The sequence below is a fragment of the Saccharothrix sp. BKS2 genome, from assembly GCF_047689505.1.
GTDB lineage: Bacteria > Actinomycetota > Actinomycetes > Mycobacteriales > Pseudonocardiaceae > Actinosynnema > Actinosynnema lopnurensis.
On the sequence record NZ_JAUQOL010000005.1, the window covers coordinates 417,026 to 436,394 of the forward strand.

The window sequence follows — 19,369 nt, forward strand, 5'->3', positions numbered from 1 at the left end:
TTCCCGCCGTTACCCGATGTCCCGCGCGCGGTCGAGCCGGGCGCGCCGGGCCGCCCACTCGTCGGCCAGCGCCGCCCGCTCCGCGTGCTGGACGTCCAGCTCCGCCGCGACCGCGTCCGGGTGCGCCGACCCGGCGGTCGGGGTGGCGCGCAGGCTGCGGTCGACGTCGAACGCCCGCGCCAGCAGCTCGCCCGGCTCCGCCACCACGTGCCCGGCCTCCGCGGCGACGCGCGCCAGCAGGTCCGCGTCCGGCGCGGTCGGCGGCAGGCCCGCGTCGAGCGCCGCGACGACGTACCGACCGGCCAGCACCTGCGCCTGCCGCCACGGCACGCCCGCGTGCAATGTCAGCGACGTGGCCAGCGCGAACCCGCCCAGGTACTCCCGCTCGCACGCCGCGCGCATCCGGTCGGCCCGGAACTCCAGCCGCCGCAGCACGGCGGTCAGCAGCCGCACCACCGACCGCGCGGTGTCCAGCGCGTCGTACAGCTGGGCACCGGCCTCCTTGGACACCTCGACCAGGTTCGTGTACGGCGTGCCGCGCTGGCCGAGCACCGCGTCCAGGTGGCACGAGGTGAGGTGCGCGGTGCGGCCCCGGATGCGTTCCAGCACCGGGAAGTTCTTCTTCTGCGGCATCGCCGAGGAGATCCCGCTCAGCTCGTCGGGCAGGTCGACGAAGCCGAACCCGGCGCCCGCCCAGGTGATCAGGTCGGTGGCGAACCGGCTGGTGGCCACGCCGAACAGGGACAGCTCGGCGGTGATCTCGGCGACCCACGCCCGCGAGGCCACGTCGGTGAGCGCGTTGCGCCCGGCGGCGGCGAAGCCGAGCAGCCGCGCCATCCGGTCGCGGTCCCACGGCAGGTTCTGCCCGGTCATCGCGCCCGCGCCGAGCGGGCAGGCGTCGATGCCGTCGTAGGTGGCCAGCAGCCGGCGGGCGGTGTGCAGCAGCCGGCCGGACTGCGCGGCCAGGTAGAAGCCGGGCGTCATCACCTGGGCGGCCTGGTAGTGCGTGTGGCCGGGCATCGGGGTGGTCAGGTGCGCGGCGGCCAGGTCGTGCGCCGCCGCCGCCAGCCCGAGCAGCCCGTCGGCGAGGTCGGCCAGGCGCTCGCGGCCGAACATCAGCTGCGCGCACGCCTGGAGGTCGTTGCGGCTGCGGTCCACGTGCCAGTGCGGCGCGGGGTTCGACAGCCGGGCCTCGACGTGCCGCTCCACCGCGAAGGCGACGTCGGACAGGTTCGCGGCGGGGTCGGCGGTCAGGGTGTCCGGCCCGATCCCGGCGAGCAGGGCGTCCACCTCGTCGGCCTGCCCGGTCGTGAGCACGCCCATCCGCCGGTACTCGGCCACCAGCACCCGTTCGACCGCGACGTAGTGCGGCAGCAGGTGGCGGACCTCCCGCTCGAACTGCGGGCGCAGCACCTCGTCGTGGAGCAGGTCGGCCGGGTTCGCGGCCAGCCGACCGGTCAGCGCCGTCACGCGGTGCCCTGGGACATCTTTCGCCGCAGGCTCAGCGGGCGCATGTCGGTCCAGATCTCGGCGATGTGCGCCAGGCAGGCCTCCTTCGTGCCGGTGACGCCCTCGGCCCGCCACCCGGCGGGCACCTCCCGGTCCGCGGGCCACACCGAGAACTGCTCCTCGTCGTTCACCACGACCGCGTAGGTGCGGGTGTCCTCGTCGTCGCGCTCGGCCATGCCGCCCACTCCCCTCTGCGTCGTCACCCGGTCCGGCCGCGTCACCCGGCACCGCCGAGCAGCGCCCGCACCTCGTCCTCGGACATGTCGTCGATCTTCGCCACCAGCAGCCGCTCGACCTCCTCGGCCAGCTCCGCCACGGTCGGCGTGCCGAACACCGTGCGCACCGGCAGGTCGACGTCGAAGCGCTGCCGGACCCTGGCCGAGAAGCGGGTCGCCATGAGCGAGTGGCCGCCGAGGTCGAAGAAGTCGTCCCGCGCGCCGACGCGGTCCAGGCCGAGCAGCTCGCGCCACATCCCGGCGATCGCCTCCTGCGCGGGACCCTCGCACGGCACGTACTCGGCGTCACCGCCGCGCGGCCGGGCAGGTGTCGGCAGCTTCGCCCGGTCGACCTTGCCGTTGGCGTTGAGCGGCAACGCGTCCAGCACGACGACCACCGACGGCACCATGTGCTTGGGCAGCCGGTCGGCGACCAGGTCGCGCAGCTGCTCGGGTTCGGGCGCGCGGTCCGGCTCGGCCGGGGTGGCGTAGGCCACCAGGTGGTCGTCCTCGCCGAGGCGGCGCAGCACCACGACCGCGTCGCGGACCAGGGGCGAGCGGCGCAGGGCCGACTCGACCTCGCCGAGTTCGACCCGCATGCCGCGGATCTTGACCTGGTGGTCGTCGCGGCCGACGAACTTGACCGTGCCGTCGGGCCGCCGGTAGCCGCGGTCGCCGGTGCGGTAGAGCCGCTCACCGGGCGAGAACGGGTTCGGCAGGAACGCCCGCGCGGTGGCCGCCGGGTCGCCGAGGTAGCCGCGGGCCAGCCCGACGCCCGCGATGTGGAGGTCGCCGACCTCGCCCACCTCGACCTCCCGGAAGTCGGCGTCGAGCACGTGCACGCGGTTGTTGTCGAACGGCACGCCGACCGACACCGCGCCGGTGTCCGCCGCGTCCGCCGGGCCGCAGGTGTGGTTGGTCGAGTCGATGGACACCTCGGTCGCGCCCCACGTGTTGTGCAGGCCGACCGACGGCAGCAGCGCCAGGAACCGGGCGGTGGTCCCCGGGGGCAGCGCCTCGCCGCTGGAGGTCACGTCGCGCAGCGCCGACAGGTCCCGGCCGCCGCGCTGCTCCAGCTCGTCCAGCAGCATCGTCAGCATGCTGGGCACCACCTGGAGGTACACGCTGCGGTGCGCTTCGAGGGCGTCGAGGATGGCCCGCGGGTCGCGGTGCGCGCCGGGTTCGAGGACGGCCACCTGGGCGCCGACCGTCAGCGGCCAGAACAGCTCCAGCGCCGCGTCGTCGAAGGTCAGGGTCGTCTTGTGCAGCACGGTCTCGCCCGGCCGCAGCCGGTGCCGGCGCTGGGACCAGGTCATCCGGTTCACCCAGCCCTCGTGGCTGCTGGCCGCGCCCTTCGGCACACCCGTGGAGCCGGAGGTGAAGTAGACCGAGACGAGGTTCGCGCCGCACGCGCGCCGGTCCGGCCGGTCGGTCCGGGGCGGCGCCGACGGCGGCACCGCCGCCACGTCGCCGGGCAGCAGGGCGCGGTAGCCGTCGGCCACCACGCAGACCCGGGCCCGCGCGACCGCCGTGACCTGCGCGATGCGGCTCGCGGGCAGCTCGGGGTCCAGCGGCAGGTAGGCACCGCCCGCCTTGAGGATCGCCAGCAGCGCGACCACCATCTCCACCGACCGGTCCACGCACAGGGCCACCACGTCGTCCAGCCCGACACCGGCCCCGACCAGCCGGTGCGCCAGCCCGTTGGCCCGCGCGTCCAGCTCGGCGTAGGTGATCCGCTCGTCGCCGAAGACGACGGCGGTGCGGTCGCCGGAGTCCGCGACGCGGTCCTCGACCAGCTCGTGCAGCCCCCGGTGGGCCGGAAAGGCCGAGTCCGTTCGATTCCATTCCCCAGGCACGCTCAACCCGCCCCTCACCGCGACAGACCGGGGCCGGGCAGCCCTCGGCCGCCACCGTTCCCCAAAAATGCGATCAGCCGGCGCGGAATGCGCGCCAACCGCCCAGCCCAGCTCCCCAGAACCTTCCCGCCGGTTTCCGGCAAGTGCGATCAAACACTTCCTAGCACAGGCCACCTCACGTGGCAACGACCCGTAGCGAACGCCAGGACCAGCCGTACAACCCTTGCGCGGGCACGATCCTGCGTGTAGTCGAAGCGCCGCGCAGACGCATGTTGACCCGCGCCGACGGTCAGGCATACTGGCGTCGGCGTCACGTCAGCGAAATGAAGGGCAAAAGGGTGCGACCGACCCCTGCGGAGGAAATTCGAAAGTCGTTCGTCAACTGTTCGAAAGGTGAAGCGAAGAAGCTCACCCTGCCGGCCGGGCTCGATTCGCAGGACTGGGCGGCAACGGACTTCCTCGGTTGGGTCGACCCCCGTGCGGTGAACAACGCCTACCTCGTGCTGCCCCGGGGCGAGGAGGTGGTGGGTGTCGTGCTGCGCGCGAACAACCCGCCGAGCAGCGCGCTGAGGTCGTCCACCTGCGCGTTCTGCCTGACCACCCACATGCAGTCCGACGTGGGGTTGTTCGCCGCGCCGAAGGCGGGCGCGGCCGGGCGCAGGGGCAACACCGTCGGCACCTACGTGTGCGCCGACCTGGCCTGTTCCGCCTACGTGCGGCGCAAGCGGCGGCCGTCGGCGCCGCAGCCCGCCGAGACGATCGGCGACGACGAGCGGATCGCGCGGATGCTCGTCAACATCAACCAGTTCGTCGCGAAGGTCCTCAGTTGAGGATCGCCCGGCGCACGTCCTCGCGGGGGAGAATGTGACCCAGGAAGAAATCCGGACGGCGGGCACGAGCGCACCGCTGTCCCCCGCGCAGCACGGGATCTGGTTCACCGAACAATTCGACGGGCCCACCAGCGTCTACCACGTGTCGTTCGCCCACCGGCTGCGCGGACCGCTCGACGCCGACCTGCTCGACGCCGCGTTGTCGGCGTTGGTCCAACGGCATGAACCATTGCGCACCCGGATCGACCTGGGCGACGGCGAACCGCGACAGGTTGTGCTGCCGGAGGTCCGCGCATCCGCCAAACGGGTCGATTTGTCCGGGCACCCGGACGGCGAGGCCGAGGCCGCCCGGAAAAACGAAGATCACGTCCTGCGGCCTTTCCGGCTGGACGCGGAGAACCCGTTCCGGGTGCTGCTGGTGCGGTTGGCGGACGACCACCACATCCTGTCGGTGGTGCTCCACCACATCTGCGCGGACGGCCTGTCGCTGCCGGTGTTCTGCGACGACCTGGCCGCGTTCTACCGCGGCGAGCCGCCACCGCCGCTGCGCGACAGCTACACCGCGCACCTGCGGCGCGCGGCCGCCGAACCGCCCGACGTCGAGGCCCTCGCCCGGTGGCGCGACCGGCTGCGCGGCGCCCCGCCGCTCGCGCTGCCCACCGACCGGCCGCGGCCCCGGATCCGGTCGCCGCACGGCGGGCGCGTCCCGATCACCGTCGACCCGGAGCTCGTGCGGCGCGTCCGGGACTACGCGCGGCAGCACGGCGCCACGCTGTTCATGGTGCTGCTGGCCAACTTCTTCGCCGTGCTGGCCCGGCGGTCCGGGGCCGAGGACCTGAGCGTCGGCGTGCCGCTGTCCGGTCGCGAGGGCCCGGACGAGGAAGCCCTGATCGGCCTGTTCACCAACACCGTCGTGATGCGCGTCGACGTGTCCGGCGCGCCCGGGTTCGCCGAGCTGCTGCGCCGGGTGCGGTCGACCGCGTTCGACGCCTACGACGACGGGCACGTGCCGTTCCAGCAGGTGGTGGAGGCGGTCTCGCCACCGCGCGACCTCTCCCGGACCCCGCTGTTCCAGGCGGTGTTCACCGTCCAGGACTTCGCCGAGGACGACCTGCGGCTGCCCGGCGTGACCGCCACCCCCGTGCCGCTGCCCAGCCGCACCAGCGAGTTCGAGGTGGAGCTGGAACTCGCCTGGGACGGCGCGGGCCTGGTCGGCTTCGCCGCCTACAGCACCGACCTGTTCGACCACGCCACGGCCGCCGAGCTGGCCGACGACTACCTGACCCTGCTCCGCGAGCACCTGGAGGACCCCCGGTGAGCATCACCGCCGAGCTGGCACGGGTCGCCGCCACCACCCCCGACGCGCCCGCCCTGCTGGACCGCGACCGCGAGCTGACGTTCCGGCAACTGCTGGCCGAGGTGCGCCGGATCGCGGGCGTGCTGGCCGCGCACGGCGTGCCCCGAGGCGCGCGGGTGGCGGTGCCGGCCGAACGGCACTGGAGCACCGTCGCCGGGGCGCTGGGCGTGCTGCACGCGGGGGCCGCGTACCTGCCGATCTCCCCCGGCGACCCCCCGGACCGCCTGCGGTCGACGCTGACCACGGCCGGCGCCGTCGCGGTGCTCGCCCGGGACGCCACCCTGGCCGCGCTGGCGCCCGCCCTCCGGGGCCTCGACGTGGCGCCGCTGCCGGTCGACGGGCACGCCGACGGGTCCACCCCGGTCGTCTCGCCCGACGACCTCGCCTACCTGATGTTCACCTCGGGGTCCACCGGCGTCCCGAAGGGCGTCCTGGTGCCGCACCGGGCCGTGCTGACCGCGGGCGCGGCGCTGCGCGAGAGGTACGGGATCACGCACCAGGACCGGGTGCTCAACCTGACCCCGCTGATCTGGGACACCAGCGGCGAGGAGATCTACCCGACGCTGTTCGGCGGCGCGGCCGTGGTGTGCGACGACCGCACGGCCGACGCGTCCATGGCCACCCTGCTCGCCGTGGTCGCCGACCGGGGCGTCACCGTGATCAACCTCGCCACCGCCCTGTGGAACGAGCTGGTGGACCACCTGGTCACCACGGGCGAGCCGCTGCCGGCGAGCCTGCGCCTGGTCGTCATGGGCGGCGAGGAGGCGAGGGCCCGCACCGTGCGGCTGTGGTCCGAGCACGTCCCGGAGCACGTGCGGCTGATCAACGCCTACGGCCAGACCGAAACCGTCATGGTCACGCACGCCGCCGACATCGGCGGCCGGGTCGGCCGGGCCCTGCGCGACACCGACGACGTGCCGATCGGCCACGCCCTGCCGCACGTCGAGGAGATCCTGGCACCGCGGGAGGGCGGCGCCGCCGAGCTGTCCGTCGCCGGACCCACCGTCGCCTGGGGCTACCACCACCGCCCGGACCTGACCGCCGAGCGGTTCGCCCCGGAGCGCACCGGACGCGCGTACCGCACCGGCGACCTGGTGCGCACCCGCCCGGACGGCGGCCTGTCGTTCATCGGCCGCGCGGACCGGCAGCTCAAGGTGCGCGGGGTCCGGGTCGAACCGGCCGAGGTGGAACGCGCCATGACCGCGTGCCCCGGCGTGACCACCGCGGCCGTGTTCGCCGTCGACGGCGAACACCCGACGCTCATCGGTGTCTACCTGCCGTCCGCGACCGATCCGGCCACACCCGCCGACGTCGTGCGCGCGCTGGAGGCGAGCCTGCCCCGCACCATGCTCCCCCACCACGTCCACGCCCGGTCGTCCCTCCCCCTGACCGCCACCGGCAAGGTCGACGTCGCCGCCCTGCGCGCGGCCTTCACCCCCCGGGCGCCCGCACCGGTCGAGGACGACGCGCACGACGTCCTGACCCACGTCGAGACCGCGTACCGGGAGGTGCTCGACGCCGAGGTCGACGCCGACTCGTCGTACTTCGAACTGGGCGGCGACTCCCTGATCGCCGTCCGCCTCCTGACCCGCCTGCACCAGCGCGTCGGCGTCCGGCTGGGCGTGCGGGACGTCTTCGAGCACCCCACACCGCGCCTGCTGGCGAAACTGGTCGAGGCGCGCAAGTCGGCCGACCACCGGGTTGCGTGACGTCCCTCAGGCGTCGGGCCTCGGGGTCGTTCGTCCGGAGGGTCGCCTGGCCGAGGGTCGGCGGTTGATGTAGGCGGCCAGGCCGCCGAGCTCCTCGTTGGCGATACCGGTCGAGGAAACCGGGGATTTCGGGGACTCCGATGGTGAAGAACAGGGCGTCGAGTCCTTCGTCGACCGCGGTGAGCAGCATCAGCAGTGAGGCCATGCCGGCGTCGATGTGCCAGTACGGCACGGAGAAACCCGTGAAGTCACCGGTCTTGTCCGGCTGGGAGTACCGGTCCGTGTAGGACTTCTCGTGCGAGAGCGGGACGATCACGATCGGTGCGGGGGTCAGTTCGGGCGCTTGTGCGACCGCGTTCGGGACCGTCTCCCAGAACGCCCGCCGGTCCTCCGCTCCGCTCAGCGCCAGGAAGGCCCACCCCTGGCTGAACCCGCCCGACGGGGCCCGCAGCGCACTGGCCAGGACCCGCTCCACGGCGTCGGCCGCGACCGACCGGTCGGAGAAGTGGCGGACCATCCGGCGCCGGCGGAGCACCTCGGAGTATTCCACGGGCGGGGTCTCGCAATCTCGTTCGAGGAGACGTGGGAAAGCGCGGCCGACTCTACGTCAGCCGCGGAACCGGGCGACCGCACCACGTCGGATCACCTGCGGTGCCGCGCATTGCCCCGCGTTCCCGGGAACTGGCCGCCGGTACCGGATGTCCCATGCGGTGATGGCCGACCCGGACGGAGAGGCCGGGGTGCGCGGTGTCGGGCTGGGGCGCGGCTGTCGTGGACGTGACCGGGCGGGAGGCGGCCCGCACCGCCGCGCCGACCCGGGCTCTCTTGACCGCCGATTTACTGCTTTACTATGGTACTAGGAAAGCAGTAAGGAGCTACCGTGTTCGTCTTCCGGCTCGACACCCACTCCGGCGTGCCGCCGTACCTGCAACTCGTCCAGCAGGTCCGCCAGGCGGTGCTGCTGGGCTTCCTCCAACCCGGTGACCGCCTCCCGCTCATCCGCGAGGTGGTCGAGGACCTGGCGATCAACCCGAACACCGTCGCCAAGGCGTACCGGCAGATGGAGCAGGAGAACCTGGTCACCGGCCGGCCCGGCCAGGGCACGTTCGTCGACGAGCAGCAGTCGGCCGTGATGTCGGCATCGACGTACACGTCGCTGCGCCGCGGCCTGGCGACCTGGTTGCGCCGCGCCTACGCGGCCGGCCTCGACGAGCAGGCGGTCGACGCGCTCCTCACGTCCGTCCACCAGCAGCTGAGGAACGAGGACGTGGCGTGACGGCGACCGGGTTCGCGCTGCGCACCGACGGTGTGGGCAAGCGGTACCGGAAGGGCTGGGCGCTGCGCGACTGCACCCTGGCCCTGCCGGCGGGCGGCGTGATCGCCCTGGTCGGGCCGAACGGCGCGGGCAAGACCACGCTGCTGCGCCTGGTCGTCGGGTTGCTGGCACCGAGCACCGGCACGGTGGAGGTCCTCGGCCACGACGTCACCGCCAGCACCCCGCACACCCTGTCCCGGATCGGGTTCCTGGCCCAGGACCACCCGCTGTACAAGCGCTTCACCGTCGCCGAGGTGCTCCGCTTCGGCCGGGCCTGCAACCTGCGGTTCGACCAGGGGCTGGCCGAGCGCCGGCTGGCGAAGCTGGGCATCCCGCTCGACCGCAGGGCCGGCACGCTCTCCGGCGGGCAGCAGGCCCAGGTCGCGCTGGCCCTGGCCCTGGCGAAGCGGCCGGACCTGCTCGTCCTCGACGAGCCGGTGGCCAGCCTCGACCCGCTGGCCCGGCACGAGTTCCTCCAGGTCCTCATGGGCGCGGTGGCCGAGGGCGGGGTGACCGTCCTGTTCTCCTCCCACGTCGTGCACGAGCTGGAGCGCGTCTGCGACCACCTGGTCGTGCTCAACCGCGGCCGGGTCACGCTCACCGGTGACATCGACACCCTCCTGGCCGAGCACCGGCTGCTCGTCGGCCCGCGCACGGCCACCGACGTCGACCGGGCCGGCGCCGTCGTGGAGGCCGTCCACAGCGACCGCCACACGACCCTGCTGGTGCGCGACGGCGCGATCCCGGCCGCGCCCGGGTGGCAGGCCCGGCCGGTCGCGCTGGAGGACCTGGTGCTGGCGTACCTGCGCCGGCCGTCCGAGCCGGGCGCCGCGGTCACGTCGGGAGGTGCGGCATGACGTGGTTGATCTGGCGCCAGCACCGGACCGAGGTCTGCGTCCTGGGGCTGTTCGTCGGCGTGTTCGGCATCGCCCTGCTCGTGCTCGGGTCGCAGGCCCACGACCTGTTCCCCGACGGTCTCGCCCGGTGTGCCGGAGAGGCCGGTGCCGACGACGCCTGCACGGCCTCCTTCCGCCGGCTCGACGAGGAGTTCGGGTACGTCGAGAACCTCCTGGCGGCCTTCTACCTGGTCCCCGTCGTCATCGGCGCGTTCCTCGGCGCGCCGCTGCTCGCGCGCGAACTGGAGGACGGCACCTGGCAGCTCGCCTGGACGCAGGCCGTGCCGCGGATGCGCTGGCTGGCGGCCAAGCTCGCGGCCCTGGCCGGCGTCACCGTCGCGCTCACCGGGATGTTCACCGCGGTGCTCACCTGGTTCCGCCGGCCGTTCGACGCGTGGGAAGGGCGGTTCCAGTACGACGCCTTCGACCTGGAGGGACTTGTGCCGGTGGCGTACGCGCTGTTCGCGTTCGGCGTCGCCACCGCCGCCGGGGCGATCCTGCGGCGCAGCCTGCCCGCGTTCGGCGTCGCGTTCGGGGCGTTCCTCGCCGCGAGGATGGCGGTGGCGCTGTTGGCCCGTCCCGCGTACGCCACGCCGCTCACCACCGTGGAGCCGGTCCCCGTCGGCGGCTCGGAGGACCGGGCGGGGCGCCGGTCCGTGCCCGACTTCGCCGACTGGACGATCGAACGCGGCTACGCGGACGCCACCGGGCGCAGGCTGAGCTGGACCGAGTTCTACGAGCTGGAGGCCGCCGCCAACCGGGCCGGCACCAACCTCAACCAGTTCCTGCACGCCCGGGGCACCCGGCAGTTCAGCGTCTACCACCCGGCCGACCGGTTCTGGCCGTTCCAGCTCGTCGAGGCGGCCCTGTTCGTCTCCGTCGCGGCGGTCCTGGTCGGTGTGGTGGTGTGGCGGGTGCGGCGCCGCATCGTCTAGTGCCCCGACCCGCGTCGGCGACGCACCCGGCGGCCGGACGGCTCGAACCGGAGATGCCACCGGTACTAAAGTGGCACCCCCAGACGATGAACGGATCACACCATGACGGCGGCATCAGGCCAGCGCCCCCTGTCCACCGGTTCCCCGGTCACCGAGCAGCCGGACGAGGAGGACGTGCGGGCGCTGTTCGGGCAGTCGATCGCCGTGTTCGCCTCCCTGGCGGGGCCGTCGCACCTGGTGGAGACGGCGAACCCGGCGTTCTTCGCCACGATCGGCGCGCACCGGGCGCGCACCGGTGTCCCGCTGGTGGAGCTGGTGCCCGAACTGGAGGGCCAGGGCTTCCTCGTCCTGCTCGACGAGGTCTACCGCACCGGTAGGTCCCACACCGGCCGCGACGTGCGCGTCCTGCTCGACGCCGGCACGCACATGCGGGAGGCGTTCTTCGACTTCACCTACGAGCCGCGTCGCGACACAGGGGGCGGCGTCGTCGGCATCCGGGTGATCGGGGTGGAGACCACCCAGGTCAAGCACGCCCAGCGGTTGACGGCCGAGCACCGCGCCCTGCTGGAGCAGATCGCCCGGCAGGCGCCGCTGACCGAGGTCCTCGACGGGATGGCCCGGTGCATCGAGAACCTCGCGCCGCAGGAGGTGCTCGTCTCGGTCCTGCTCGCCGACCCGGACGGGGCGCACCTGCGCCACGGGGCGGGGCCCGGCCTGCCCGACTTCTACAACCAGGCCATCGACGGGATCGCCACCGGCGAGGGCGTCGGCTCGTGCGGCACGGCCGCCCACCGGCGCGAACCGGTCGTCGTCTCCGACATCGCCACCGACCCGTTCTGGGACGACTTCCGCGACCTGGCCGACCGGGCCGGACTGGCCGCCTGCTGGTCCACGCCGATCCTGGCCCGCGACGGGAGCCTGCTGGGCACCTTCGCCATGTACCACCGGACCCCGTGCGCCCCGCAGGACTCCGACCTGGCCCTGGCCCGGGTCTTCGCGGGCACCGCGGCCCTGGCCATCGAGCGCCACCACAACGAGCAGGCGCGACGCGACGCCGAGACCCGCGCCGCGAAAGCCCACGCCGAGCTGGCCAAGGCGATGGACGCGGAACGGGAACTGCGCGCCGAGGCCGAGCAGCGCGCCACCGCCGCCGCGGAACTGGCCGCCCGGATGCGCGCCGCCGCCGCGGCGACGGCCGCCGTGCCCCACCCCGAGCACTGCCAGCTCGGCGGCACCGACGGGTGCACCGCGCCGGCCGAGCTCAAGGTCGCCGACGCCTGGGGCGACGCGGCCTGGGGCTGCCACGACCACGCCGAGGAAGCCCTGCTCAACGTGCGGTCGGCGTTCATCGCCAACGAGGAACTCGGCGGCCTGGCCGCCTACATCAACCGCAGCCCCGCCCGAGCACGACCCCAGGGGCAGCCCCGCACGGGATGAGCACTCCGGTCGATCCCACTGATCAGGGGCCGCGCTGCGGTCTCCTGCCCCCCACGTCATCGAGCCTCACCCGGGTGAGCGGGGTTGCACTTCCATGACCGACGAGCGGGACATCGCCGACTCCTACAGCGACGCCAACGTGCTGTTCCACGTGCTGCGGCACGTGGGCTGGGGTGACCTGGTCAACGTCGGCCACTTCACCGTGCCGACGTTGCCGCTGCTCGTGGGCGGGGTGGGGTGGTTCCAGCGCAGGTTGCTGCGGCGGTCGCTGGCGCTGCTGGACGCACGGCCGGGGCACCGGGTGCTCGACGCGGCCTGCGGGCGCGGCCTGTCCACCGCGCTGCTGGGCGAGCGCGGCTGCGACGCGGTGGGGCTGGACGCGCAACCCGAGCAGGTCGCCGAGGCCCGCCGACGGTTCGGGAGCAGGCCGAACACCCGGTTCGCGGTCGCCGACGCCACCGCACCGCCACCGAGCGCGGACGGCGTGGAGCTGGGTGACGGCGCGTTCGACCGGGTGCACTGCCTGGAGGCCGCCTTCCACTTCGGGCCGGACGGACGGCGGGCGTTCCTGGCCGGGTGCTTCCGGCTGCTGCGACCGGGCGGGCGGCTGGTGCTGGTCGACTTCACCTGGCGGGACCCGGACCCGACCACGATCGACGCCGTGGACCCGGACCGCGTGGTCCGGACCGCGTGGCACTTCGAGCAGGTCGAGCCCCTGGCCGATTACACCGGGAAGGCCGTTGACGCCGGTTTCACCGTCCGGGCCGTGCACGACTGGACGCGCCCGGTGCTCGGACTCCCGATGCGGCTCGCCCGCCCGGCGCTGCGCGTCACGTCCACCGAGGCCGGCCGCCGGGTGTTGCGACTGCGCTGGCCGGGACTGCGCGAACTGACCCGTGACGACTGGCGGCGCGTGGACGAGAGCGTGCGCGCGCACCTCGTCTGGGGCGCCGCCTGCCGCTACTCGGCGCTGGTGCTGGACAAGCCCCTCCCCCGGTGACCCGCCGCCCCGGTCCTCGGCGCAGCGGCAACCGTTGCCGGTGCCCTGGCCTCCGGTGAGCGGATCGGGGCACCGGGGTTCGGTCACGGGCAGTTGGTGGTGCGTGCCAGGTTGCGCTGGCCCCAGTAGACGGGGCTGCCGTCACGGAAGGTGACCCGCTGCACCGAGCCGTTCAGCTTCTGCTCGTAGTGCAGGTGTGGGCCGGTGGAGCCGCCGGTGTTGCCGACCCTGCCGATCGTGGTCTTCTCGGACACGGCCTGGCCGACGGACACGTTCTGCGCGCTGAGGTGCGCGTAGAGGGTCTGCCACCCGCCGCTGTGGTCGATCACGATGTAGCGGCCGTAGGAGGTGTCACCCAGGTTCGCGACCCTGGACACGGTGCCGGGCGCCGACGCGTACACCATCCAGCCGTCGTCCTGCGGGTAGTGGTTGAAGTCCACCGCGTTGGCCGGGCTGTGGGTGCTGCGGGTGCCGGCCTCCCAGGTCTCCCCGCACGGGAACGGCAGCCAGAACCGGCCGGTCGTACCGGGGTTGAACTGGTGGGAGGCGTTGTTGTTCTTCAGGGTGGCGTTCAGGTTGCCTCTGGCGCCCGACCCGAAGTCCTGGTGAGCCCCGCCGTAGCCGGAGTTGTAGTGGACCCGCACGGTTCCGCCGCTGCGGTTCCACACCGACGCCGCGTTGTTCTTGACGCACAGGCCCTTGCCGGCGCCGGCGCCCTTGAAGTCGTAGCAGGAGGGTTGGGTGGTGCCGTAGTCGGCGATCGACCCGGTGAAGTCGGAGATCGACCCGGCGTTGTCGCTGTTGTAGTAGTAGCAGAACTCGCCGCTGTCGCAGACACCGTCCCGTGCCGCGGCGCTCGCCGGGGTGGCCGCGAGGACGGTGGCACCGGCGACGAGAACGGCCACGGCGGCACCGACGGCCGCGCGTGTCCACGTGGTCAGGCTCGTCATGCGTTTCCTCACTGGTGCGGGGTCGTGTTCGGAACTCCTAGGCGGCGCGGGAGTACTGCTCCCACGTCACCTTGGTCACCTGCGGCCCGTCGTCCGGGCCGTTGTTCGCCAGACCGTTGCGGCCGAGGTGGTACTGGCCGACCTGCTTCTGCGCCGAGGTGGACAGGTCGGTGTCGTTCACCGCGACGCCGTGGACGTGCAGCGGCCAGTCGCCCTGGGTCGGCTTCCGCAGCCAGGCCGCGAACCCGACCCGACGCAGCGCGGTCACCACGGCGGTCCGCTGCGCCGGGGTCAGTGCCTCCGCGTCCAGGTCGACCGCGCCCCCACCGTCGTGGGTACCCGCGGACGTGGGGTCCTGGCCCGGCGAGTAGGACCCCTGCTCGACCACGAGCGACACCCCGGCGAGCCGCTGCGCCTCGGTGAGCATCGCGACGGTCCGGGTGTTGAACGGGAACCCCCGGAAGCTGGTGCGGCTGCCCGGTCCGATGAGGCGGGTGAGCGTGAACCGCCCCTGTGCGAGCGCGGTGAGCGAGGCCCTGCCGGGCAGGCCGTTGGCCGCCGACCCGGCGTAGCCGAGGGACTCCTGCCAGCGCGCGTAGGCGGTGCGGGTGGAGGTGCCGAAGTGCCCGTCGACGTACTGCGCGGCGAGCATCCCCTCGGCGACCAGCGCCTGCTCGACCAGCCGCACGCTCGGCCCGGCGCCCGGGGTGAGACCGGTGTCGGCCTTCACCGGGTCGCACTGGGCGGCCAGCACCACCAGCTCCATGTCGGCGGTCGCCGCGCTCGCGGTGGCGACGTGCGGTGCCAGCACGGCCGCGACCGCGGCCCCCGGGACCACGGCCAGGAACCCACGACGACCCATACGATCCTGTTGACCTGCCATGGTCCAGACCCTGCCACGTGCCGCACCGCGTGGGACGTGCACAAAATCCATACAGTTCGGGGTCCCCATCCCGAACGCGGTCGGGGCTCCCCCCGGAGGCAGCTCGTGGCCGACTCGCCCGGCGCAGCCGGAGCCGCAGCCGCGCCGCAGACCTCCGTCCTCGTGGTGGACGACGGCACCGAAATCGCTCACCACTGCACGGGAGCCGGACGCGGGGGTGGCCCCTCACCCCGTGCCGGTGGTGCTCCGGCACGGCTTCTCGGCCGACACCCTGGTCGAGTGGGCCGATGGCGGCACGGTGGCGTCAGCAGGTGCCGGTGTGGTGTTTGAGGACCACGAGCTTGTGGCGGTACATGCGGCACAGGGCGACCAGGAGGTGGACCTGCTCACCGGGACCCAGCGGGCGCAACCGCTCGACGAGGTCGTCGGGGTGCAGGTCGACCTCGGTGGCCAGGCGCTGGTTGAGGATGTCGCGGGCGAGGTCCTGCTCGCGGTCGCCGATGACCAGGCGGTCCGCCTCGCACAGGTCGTAGGTGTCGGGCAGCGGGAACCGGACCAGTTCCTCGGGGTAGCGGGTCGCCATGAGCTGCACGGCGGTGTTGACCAGGCGCGCCACCAGCGCCGCCGCCCGGTCGAGGTCGTCGAGCATGACCGACAGCTCGTTCACCGTCACCGTGTCGGGTTCGAACGCCGGCGGCGAGTCGATGTCGACGTCGAGCCGGTGCAGGGCCAGGGTGATGTTGTCCAGCACGCGTTCGGGATCGACGAACACCTGCCCGGGGTGGTCGGTCTCGACGCTGGCCCGGGGGTGCCACGGGTCGAGGAACTCCCGCACTTCCTCCGCCCCGTACACGCCGGGGTCGGGTAAAGGTCGTCGGGGACGCGGGAACTGCTCCACCGGCTTGTCTTCTCCTTCCGGATCGCCGCCGGCTCGCCGTGGTGACGTCGTCACCGGCCGTGCCTGCGGGGTCGGTCGTCAACGGCGAACGATGTCGGGTCGAGGGTACCCAAGCACGAGGTCGCCGTGCCGGACCGGACCGATCCAACCCCCGTCGAACCGACCGCGGTCCACCTCGACACCGGCGTTTCGGCGGCCGCTCACCGGTGTAGCCTGAGGTGACCGAGGGCATGTCGAGCGCTGGTGGTCGAGCCGCCGCCGCCTTGGGCGCACGACGAGGTCCGGCACCCACCCGGCCGGAGGCGGGAAGCGCCGGAATGGCCCGGACCCGTTCGGCACCGCGACCGACCGGGTTGGCCGCGCCGTGACCGATGACGAAGCACCGGCACCCGCGGTCGATCCCTGTTGACGGAACACCCGCGTCCCGGTGAACGGCCCGTCCACCGGGTCGCCCCGCCGTGGGCACAACAGGCCGCCGCGAGGTCGCGCCTCACCGGGCGCAGGCGCGGAAGCCGAACTCGCCCCCCTCTCCAGGACTTCGTCCACATCGGACTGTCCGGTCGACCCACCGCACGCCGGCGCGAGCCGGAGATCGGAGCACCGACATGACGTCGGAACCGCACCACCGGGACACGACCGCGTCCGTGACGCGGGGGGTCGACCTGTCACGCACCGCGCTGCGCCTGCGCCTCAAGCCGGTGGCGCCGCACCGGGGACACGTCGACGGCGCCTGGTGGCCGACCTCGCGCGAACTGCCGGCCGAACTGCCCGGCCTGATCGAGGCGGTGGCCGATCGGCTGGGTTCCGTCGACCGCGTCGTGTACGCCTCGACCTTCTGGGGTTCCGCCCCGAACCGGCTCGAACTGGGTGGTCGCGTCGTGGCGCTGGAGGGGCTCGCCGCACTGGACACCGACACCGTGCACATCACCGGTGGCGACCAGCGGCGGATCGACCTGCTGGTGATCCCCCCGGAAGCCTTCGGCGCCGCGGCCGACCGCGCGATGGCGGGCGCGTCGTCACCGGACAACGACCACCTGCCCGCGGCGATCCTCGCCACCGCGGGTGTCCGCGCCACGTCCCGGAACCGGTAGCCCCGACCACCGCCGGTGGCCGGCCCCTCGGAGGTGGTCCGGACCGGGTAGGTCACCGCGCGGGGTTGTTCCCCCTGAACCGGGTTGGTCCGAGCACCGGCCGTTGCAGGGCGGCGCGAACGCGGGCGTCCCACAGGTGCTGGTCGGCCGCGAGCGGCCGTTCCCGGGCGGCTGCCGCCGCGTGCACGGGGTTCGTGCCGGCCACCAGGCCGTTCCGGGCCAGGATGTCCTCCACGGTCTCGGTGGCGCCTGCGGTTGCCGTGGACCGGAGCACCGCGTGCGCGGCGTCGTCCGGCGTGCCCGGCGGCACCACCAGCAGCCGGACGCGGGTGTAGTCCGCCCTGATCAGGGTCACGGTGTCGGGCTGCGTGGCGTGGAAGCCCTCCATCCACACCACGAACTCCCCGACCTCCAGCCCGCGGCCGGTCCGCCCCCAGGAGTCGAGGTGGTAGCAGACGCGGCGGATGTCGCCGTCCACGGCCAGCTCCGCGATCAACGGCGGGAACTCGGCCACGGGGTCGACCGACCAGGGCCACCAGGCGCCGTCGACCGAACCGCCGAGCGCGGAAGCGGGTTTCACCGTCAGCCGCAGCGCTCCGCGCGGGGCTTCGACGGGATCTGCGGTGAGCGGATTCGAGGTCATCCCCATGGTTCCCGCCTCCGGCGGGTCGCCCCGCCGGATGTCGTCCTGCCCCGAGGCGGCACCGGCTTGACCACCGGCGCTCGACAGCCCCTCGGTCGTTCCACCCTACGCCGGATCACCCGTTCCCCGCCGCACCGCGGCCGGCGACTCCGCGGGGATCCCACGCCGACGCGGAAATCCGCCGGCGGCATCGGCCGGCGGACCGCGGCTACGAGTCGCGCATTTCCGCGAGGCCACCGGAAGACCCGGTCCGGTGTCGGCCGGAAAACCGGACTGCCCACACCCGGTGGGTGTGGGCAGTCCGGTGGACGGGGCGCGCGACCGGGACCACCGCGCTCCGCGACATCCCCCGGTCGAGCGCCTCTCCCCACTCGAGGTCGAGGCTGCTCTGCGGCCATCACGGCCGGGCGGGGTGGCGACGGGCGGTCCCGACATCACGCCTGCACTCCCGTCCTGGTCGCGTGATCCGGCCGGTTCGGGCACCTCGTCGAGAACGACCCGCGTCCGATCACCGGAACAGGACTTCCTCGACGTGATCCACGTTACACCGAAAAGCCGACCAATGACGGATTTCCGTCGAAATCCTGCCCGTGGAAATTCGGCAAGAAGTCATTGCCGACGACCGACGACCGATGAGGGGCGAGCGGGGCCCGGAACCGGCCCTCCGAGGTGCGGCGCAGGCCCGGCGGATCATGCGGGCCCGACGTCCGGAACAGGCACCTCGAACGTGTGCGCGCGACCGGAACAGGCACCTCGAACGCGTGCGCGCGACCCGTCGGGTTGTCCACCGGGGACCTCCGGGGTCGCGGGGTCAGCGACCGGTGGAACGCGGCCGCCGGCGTCGACCGGCGTTGACCCTGACGCGCCTGCGCCACAGCGGGCCGCGGGCCGCGGGCCGGCCGACCGGCACTTCGGGTGCTTCGGGTGCTTCGGGTGCGTGCTCAGGCGGAGGCACGTCCGGCAGGTCCGGGGACGTCACGACGCGACCCTGTCCCCGGTGGGGTGCGTTTCCCGCCGCAGCCCGTGCGGTACCTCCCGCAGGTCGAGCGGGTCGTCGTCGGCTTCCCGGTGCCCCGTCTCCCCCAGGTTGACCGCCCGCAGCCCCGGCGCAGCGGCGGTGCCGGGTCGCGCGGCGGGTACGCGAACGTCGTTCCAGTTCAGGATGTCCTCGACGGTGGCGGTCGAGTCGACGTCGGCGGCGGCGCGCAGCGCTGCCCTCGCGGCACCGCCCGGTGTGGTCGGCGGGACCACCAGCAGCAGGGTCCGGGTGCGGTCCGGCCCGACCAGGGTGACCGAGTGGGGCTGCCCGGTGTGGAACCCCTCCGTGCGCACCACCGCGTCTCGCACGACGAGCTTGCGCTCGCACGGGTCCCACGTGTCGAGGTTGTAGGAGATCCGCAGCACCGGCCTCCCCAGCTCGGCCATGGCGGTGATCAACAGGGGAAATTCCGTCATGGGGTCGGTGGACCACGGCCACCAGCCCCCGTCGACGGAGCCCTGTGCCCCGGCACGCGGTTTCGCGGTCCACCGGCACCCGGGCCCCGTGGTCGGGCTGGTGGCGGGACTGGGCTGGTTCAAGGTCATCTCGGCGTTCCCGCCTCCGGCCTGACGGGCCGGACCTCGTGGTGCGCCCAGGGCGACACCGGCTCGAACGCCGGCGCTCAATGCTCCCTCGGTATGCCTCACACTACACCCGAAAATCCTTTTCCCCGATTTTCGGTGAGCCCGGACCGGATTTGTCGAGAAAACCACCCGGTTCGGTTCCACGCCAATCCGACGCGACAGCGACGAATCGACGGCGACGAATCGACACCCACGTCCGCGCCGCCACCGGCAGCGCATTCG

At 73.4% G+C, this 19,369-nt stretch carries 17 protein-coding genes and 1 pseudogene; 9 read left to right on the forward strand and 9 right to left on the reverse strand.

Annotated features, from left to right (window positions below):
• Positions 1-9: 9 nt before the first annotated feature.
• Genes Q5530_RS12935 through Q5530_RS12945 form a run of 3 tightly spaced genes read right to left on the reverse strand, consistent with a single transcriptional unit; the run spans position 10 to position 3,580 of the window.
• Positions 10-1,470, reverse strand: a complete 1,461-nt coding sequence (locus Q5530_RS12935; RefSeq protein ID WP_415362426.1) for an argininosuccinate lyase — start codon at positions 1,468-1,470, stop codon at positions 10-12.
• Positions 1,467-1,685: an MbtH family protein gene (locus Q5530_RS12940; protein ID WP_415362427.1), complete on the reverse strand. Its 219-nt coding sequence runs from the start codon at positions 1,683-1,685 to the stop codon at positions 1,467-1,469. Before Q5530_RS12940 ends, Q5530_RS12935 begins: the two co-directional genes overlap by 4 nt.
• Before the next feature lie 41 nt (positions 1,686-1,726).
• Entirely contained in the window at positions 1,727-3,580 is a 1,854-nt protein-coding gene (locus tag Q5530_RS12945) for a non-ribosomal peptide synthetase (RefSeq protein ID WP_415362429.1), read from the reverse strand.
• 179 nt (positions 3,581-3,759) lie between these two features.
• Here Q5530_RS12945 and Q5530_RS12950 point away from each other — a divergent pair, with 179 nt between their 5' ends.
• Genes Q5530_RS12950 through Q5530_RS12960 form a run of 3 tightly spaced genes read left to right on the forward strand, consistent with a single transcriptional unit; the run spans position 3,760 to position 7,476 of the window.
• The gene (locus Q5530_RS12950; RefSeq protein ID WP_415362430.1) at positions 3,760-4,410 is read left to right on the forward strand and encodes an FBP domain-containing protein; all 651 of its coding nucleotides are present in this window, start codon (positions 3,760-3,762) and stop codon (positions 4,408-4,410) included.
• A gap of 34 nt (positions 4,411-4,444) precedes the next feature.
• Positions 4,445-5,728, forward strand: coding sequence for a condensation domain-containing protein (locus tag Q5530_RS12955; RefSeq protein ID WP_415362431.1), 1,284 nt, complete (start codon positions 4,445-4,447; stop codon positions 5,726-5,728).
• On the forward strand, positions 5,725-7,476 hold the full coding sequence (locus Q5530_RS12960) for a non-ribosomal peptide synthetase (RefSeq protein WP_415362432.1): 1,752 nt from the start codon (positions 5,725-5,727) through the stop codon (positions 7,474-7,476). The genes Q5530_RS12955 and Q5530_RS12960 overlap by 4 nt, the downstream gene beginning before the upstream one ends.
• Positions 7,477-7,639: 163 nt before the next feature.
• Here the strand turns inward: Q5530_RS12960 and Q5530_RS12965 are convergent.
• Positions 7,640-8,026: pseudogene (locus Q5530_RS12965) on the reverse strand (nitroreductase family protein); the annotation flags it as partial.
• A 330-nt stretch (positions 8,027-8,356) separates the two neighbouring features.
• Between Q5530_RS12965 and Q5530_RS12970 the strand changes: the two are divergent.
• The 5 genes from Q5530_RS12970 to Q5530_RS12990 all read left to right on the forward strand — a co-directional run bounded on the left by Q5530_RS12970 (position 8,357) and on the right by Q5530_RS12990 (position 13,059).
• A complete protein-coding gene (locus Q5530_RS12970; RefSeq protein ID WP_380637956.1) occupies positions 8,357-8,752 on the forward strand; it encodes a GntR family transcriptional regulator in 396 nt (131 codons plus the stop codon).
• Complete coding sequence (locus Q5530_RS12975; protein WP_415362433.1) at positions 8,749-9,648, forward strand: ABC transporter ATP-binding protein; 900 nt, start codon at positions 8,749-8,751, stop codon at positions 9,646-9,648. The genes Q5530_RS12970 and Q5530_RS12975 overlap by 4 nt, the downstream gene beginning before the upstream one ends.
• A complete protein-coding gene (locus tag Q5530_RS12980; RefSeq protein ID WP_415362434.1) occupies positions 9,645-10,622 on the forward strand; it encodes an ABC transporter permease subunit in 978 nt (325 codons plus the stop codon). Before Q5530_RS12975 ends, Q5530_RS12980 begins: the two co-directional genes overlap by 4 nt.
• Positions 10,623-10,724: 102 nt before the next feature.
• A complete protein-coding gene (locus tag Q5530_RS12985; protein ID WP_415362435.1) occupies positions 10,725-12,059 on the forward strand; it encodes a GAF domain-containing protein in 1,335 nt (444 codons plus the stop codon).
• Between the two features lie 94 nt (positions 12,060-12,153).
• The gene (locus Q5530_RS12990; RefSeq protein ID WP_415362436.1) at positions 12,154-13,059 is read left to right on the forward strand and encodes a class I SAM-dependent methyltransferase; all 906 of its coding nucleotides are present in this window, start codon (positions 12,154-12,156) and stop codon (positions 13,057-13,059) included.
• 83 nt (positions 13,060-13,142) lie between these two features.
• Here the strand turns inward: Q5530_RS12990 and Q5530_RS12995 are convergent, their stop codons facing one another.
• From Q5530_RS12995 to Q5530_RS13005, 3 genes are all read right to left on the reverse strand, one after another.
• Entirely contained in the window at positions 13,143-14,009 is an 867-nt protein-coding gene (locus Q5530_RS12995) for a peptidoglycan DD-metalloendopeptidase family protein (protein ID WP_415362437.1), read from the reverse strand.
• Between the two features lie 37 nt (positions 14,010-14,046).
• On the reverse strand, positions 14,047-14,871 hold the full coding sequence (locus tag Q5530_RS13000) for a peptidoglycan-binding protein (protein ID WP_415362438.1): 825 nt from the start codon (positions 14,869-14,871) through the stop codon (positions 14,047-14,049).
• A gap of 325 nt (positions 14,872-15,196) precedes the next feature.
• On the reverse strand, positions 15,197-15,790 hold the full coding sequence (locus Q5530_RS13005; RefSeq protein WP_415362439.1) for a hypothetical protein: 594 nt from the start codon (positions 15,788-15,790) through the stop codon (positions 15,197-15,199).
• A 605-nt stretch (positions 15,791-16,395) separates the two neighbouring features.
• Here Q5530_RS13005 and Q5530_RS13010 point away from each other — a divergent pair.
• Complete coding sequence (locus Q5530_RS13010) at positions 16,396-16,881, forward strand: DUF5994 family protein (RefSeq protein WP_415362440.1); 486 nt, start codon at positions 16,396-16,398, stop codon at positions 16,879-16,881.
• 52 nt (positions 16,882-16,933) lie between these two features.
• Here Q5530_RS13010 and Q5530_RS13015 read toward each other — a convergent pair whose 3' ends face one another.
• Both Q5530_RS13015 and Q5530_RS13020 read right to left on the reverse strand, forming a co-directional pair.
• The gene (locus Q5530_RS13015) at positions 16,934-17,524 is read right to left on the reverse strand and encodes a DUF5994 family protein (protein WP_415362441.1); all 591 of its coding nucleotides are present in this window, start codon (positions 17,522-17,524) and stop codon (positions 16,934-16,936) included.
• Between the two features lie 975 nt (positions 17,525-18,499).
• Positions 18,500-19,366, reverse strand: coding sequence for a DUF5994 family protein (locus Q5530_RS13020; RefSeq protein WP_415362442.1), 867 nt, complete (start codon positions 19,364-19,366; stop codon positions 18,500-18,502).
• Between the last annotated feature and the right edge of the window lie 3 nt (positions 19,367-19,369).

Bases quoted from the DNA above. Each gene is read 5' to 3' on its own strand.
- Q5530_RS12940 (WP_415362427.1), bottom strand. From the start codon at position 1,685: ATGGCCGAGCGCGACGACGAGGACACCCGCACCTACGCGGTCGTGGTG.
- Q5530_RS12980 (WP_415362434.1), top strand. From the start codon at position 9,645: ATGACGTGGTTGATCTGGCGCCAGCACCGGACCGAGGTCTGCGTCCTG.
- Q5530_RS12985 (WP_415362435.1), top strand. From the start codon at position 10,725: ATGACGGCGGCATCAGGCCAGCGCCCCCTGTCCACCGGTTCCCCGGTC.
- Q5530_RS12990 (WP_415362436.1), top strand. From the start codon at position 12,154: ATGACCGACGAGCGGGACATCGCCGACTCCTACAGCGACGCCAACGTG.
- Q5530_RS12995 (WP_415362437.1), bottom strand. From the start codon at position 14,009: ATGACGAGCCTGACCACGTGGACACGCGCGGCCGTCGGTGCCGCCGTG.
- Q5530_RS13000 (WP_415362438.1), bottom strand. From the start codon at position 14,871: ATGGGTCGTCGTGGGTTCCTGGCCGTGGTCCCGGGGGCCGCGGTCGCG.
- Q5530_RS13010 (WP_415362440.1), top strand. From the start codon at position 16,396: ATGACGTCGGAACCGCACCACCGGGACACGACCGCGTCCGTGACGCGG.
- Q5530_RS13015 (WP_415362441.1), bottom strand. From the start codon at position 17,524: ATGACCTCGAATCCGCTCACCGCAGATCCCGTCGAAGCCCCGCGCGGA.
- Q5530_RS13020 (WP_415362442.1), bottom strand. From the start codon at position 19,366: ATGCGCTGCCGGTGGCGGCGCGGACGTGGGTGTCGATTCGTCGCCGTC.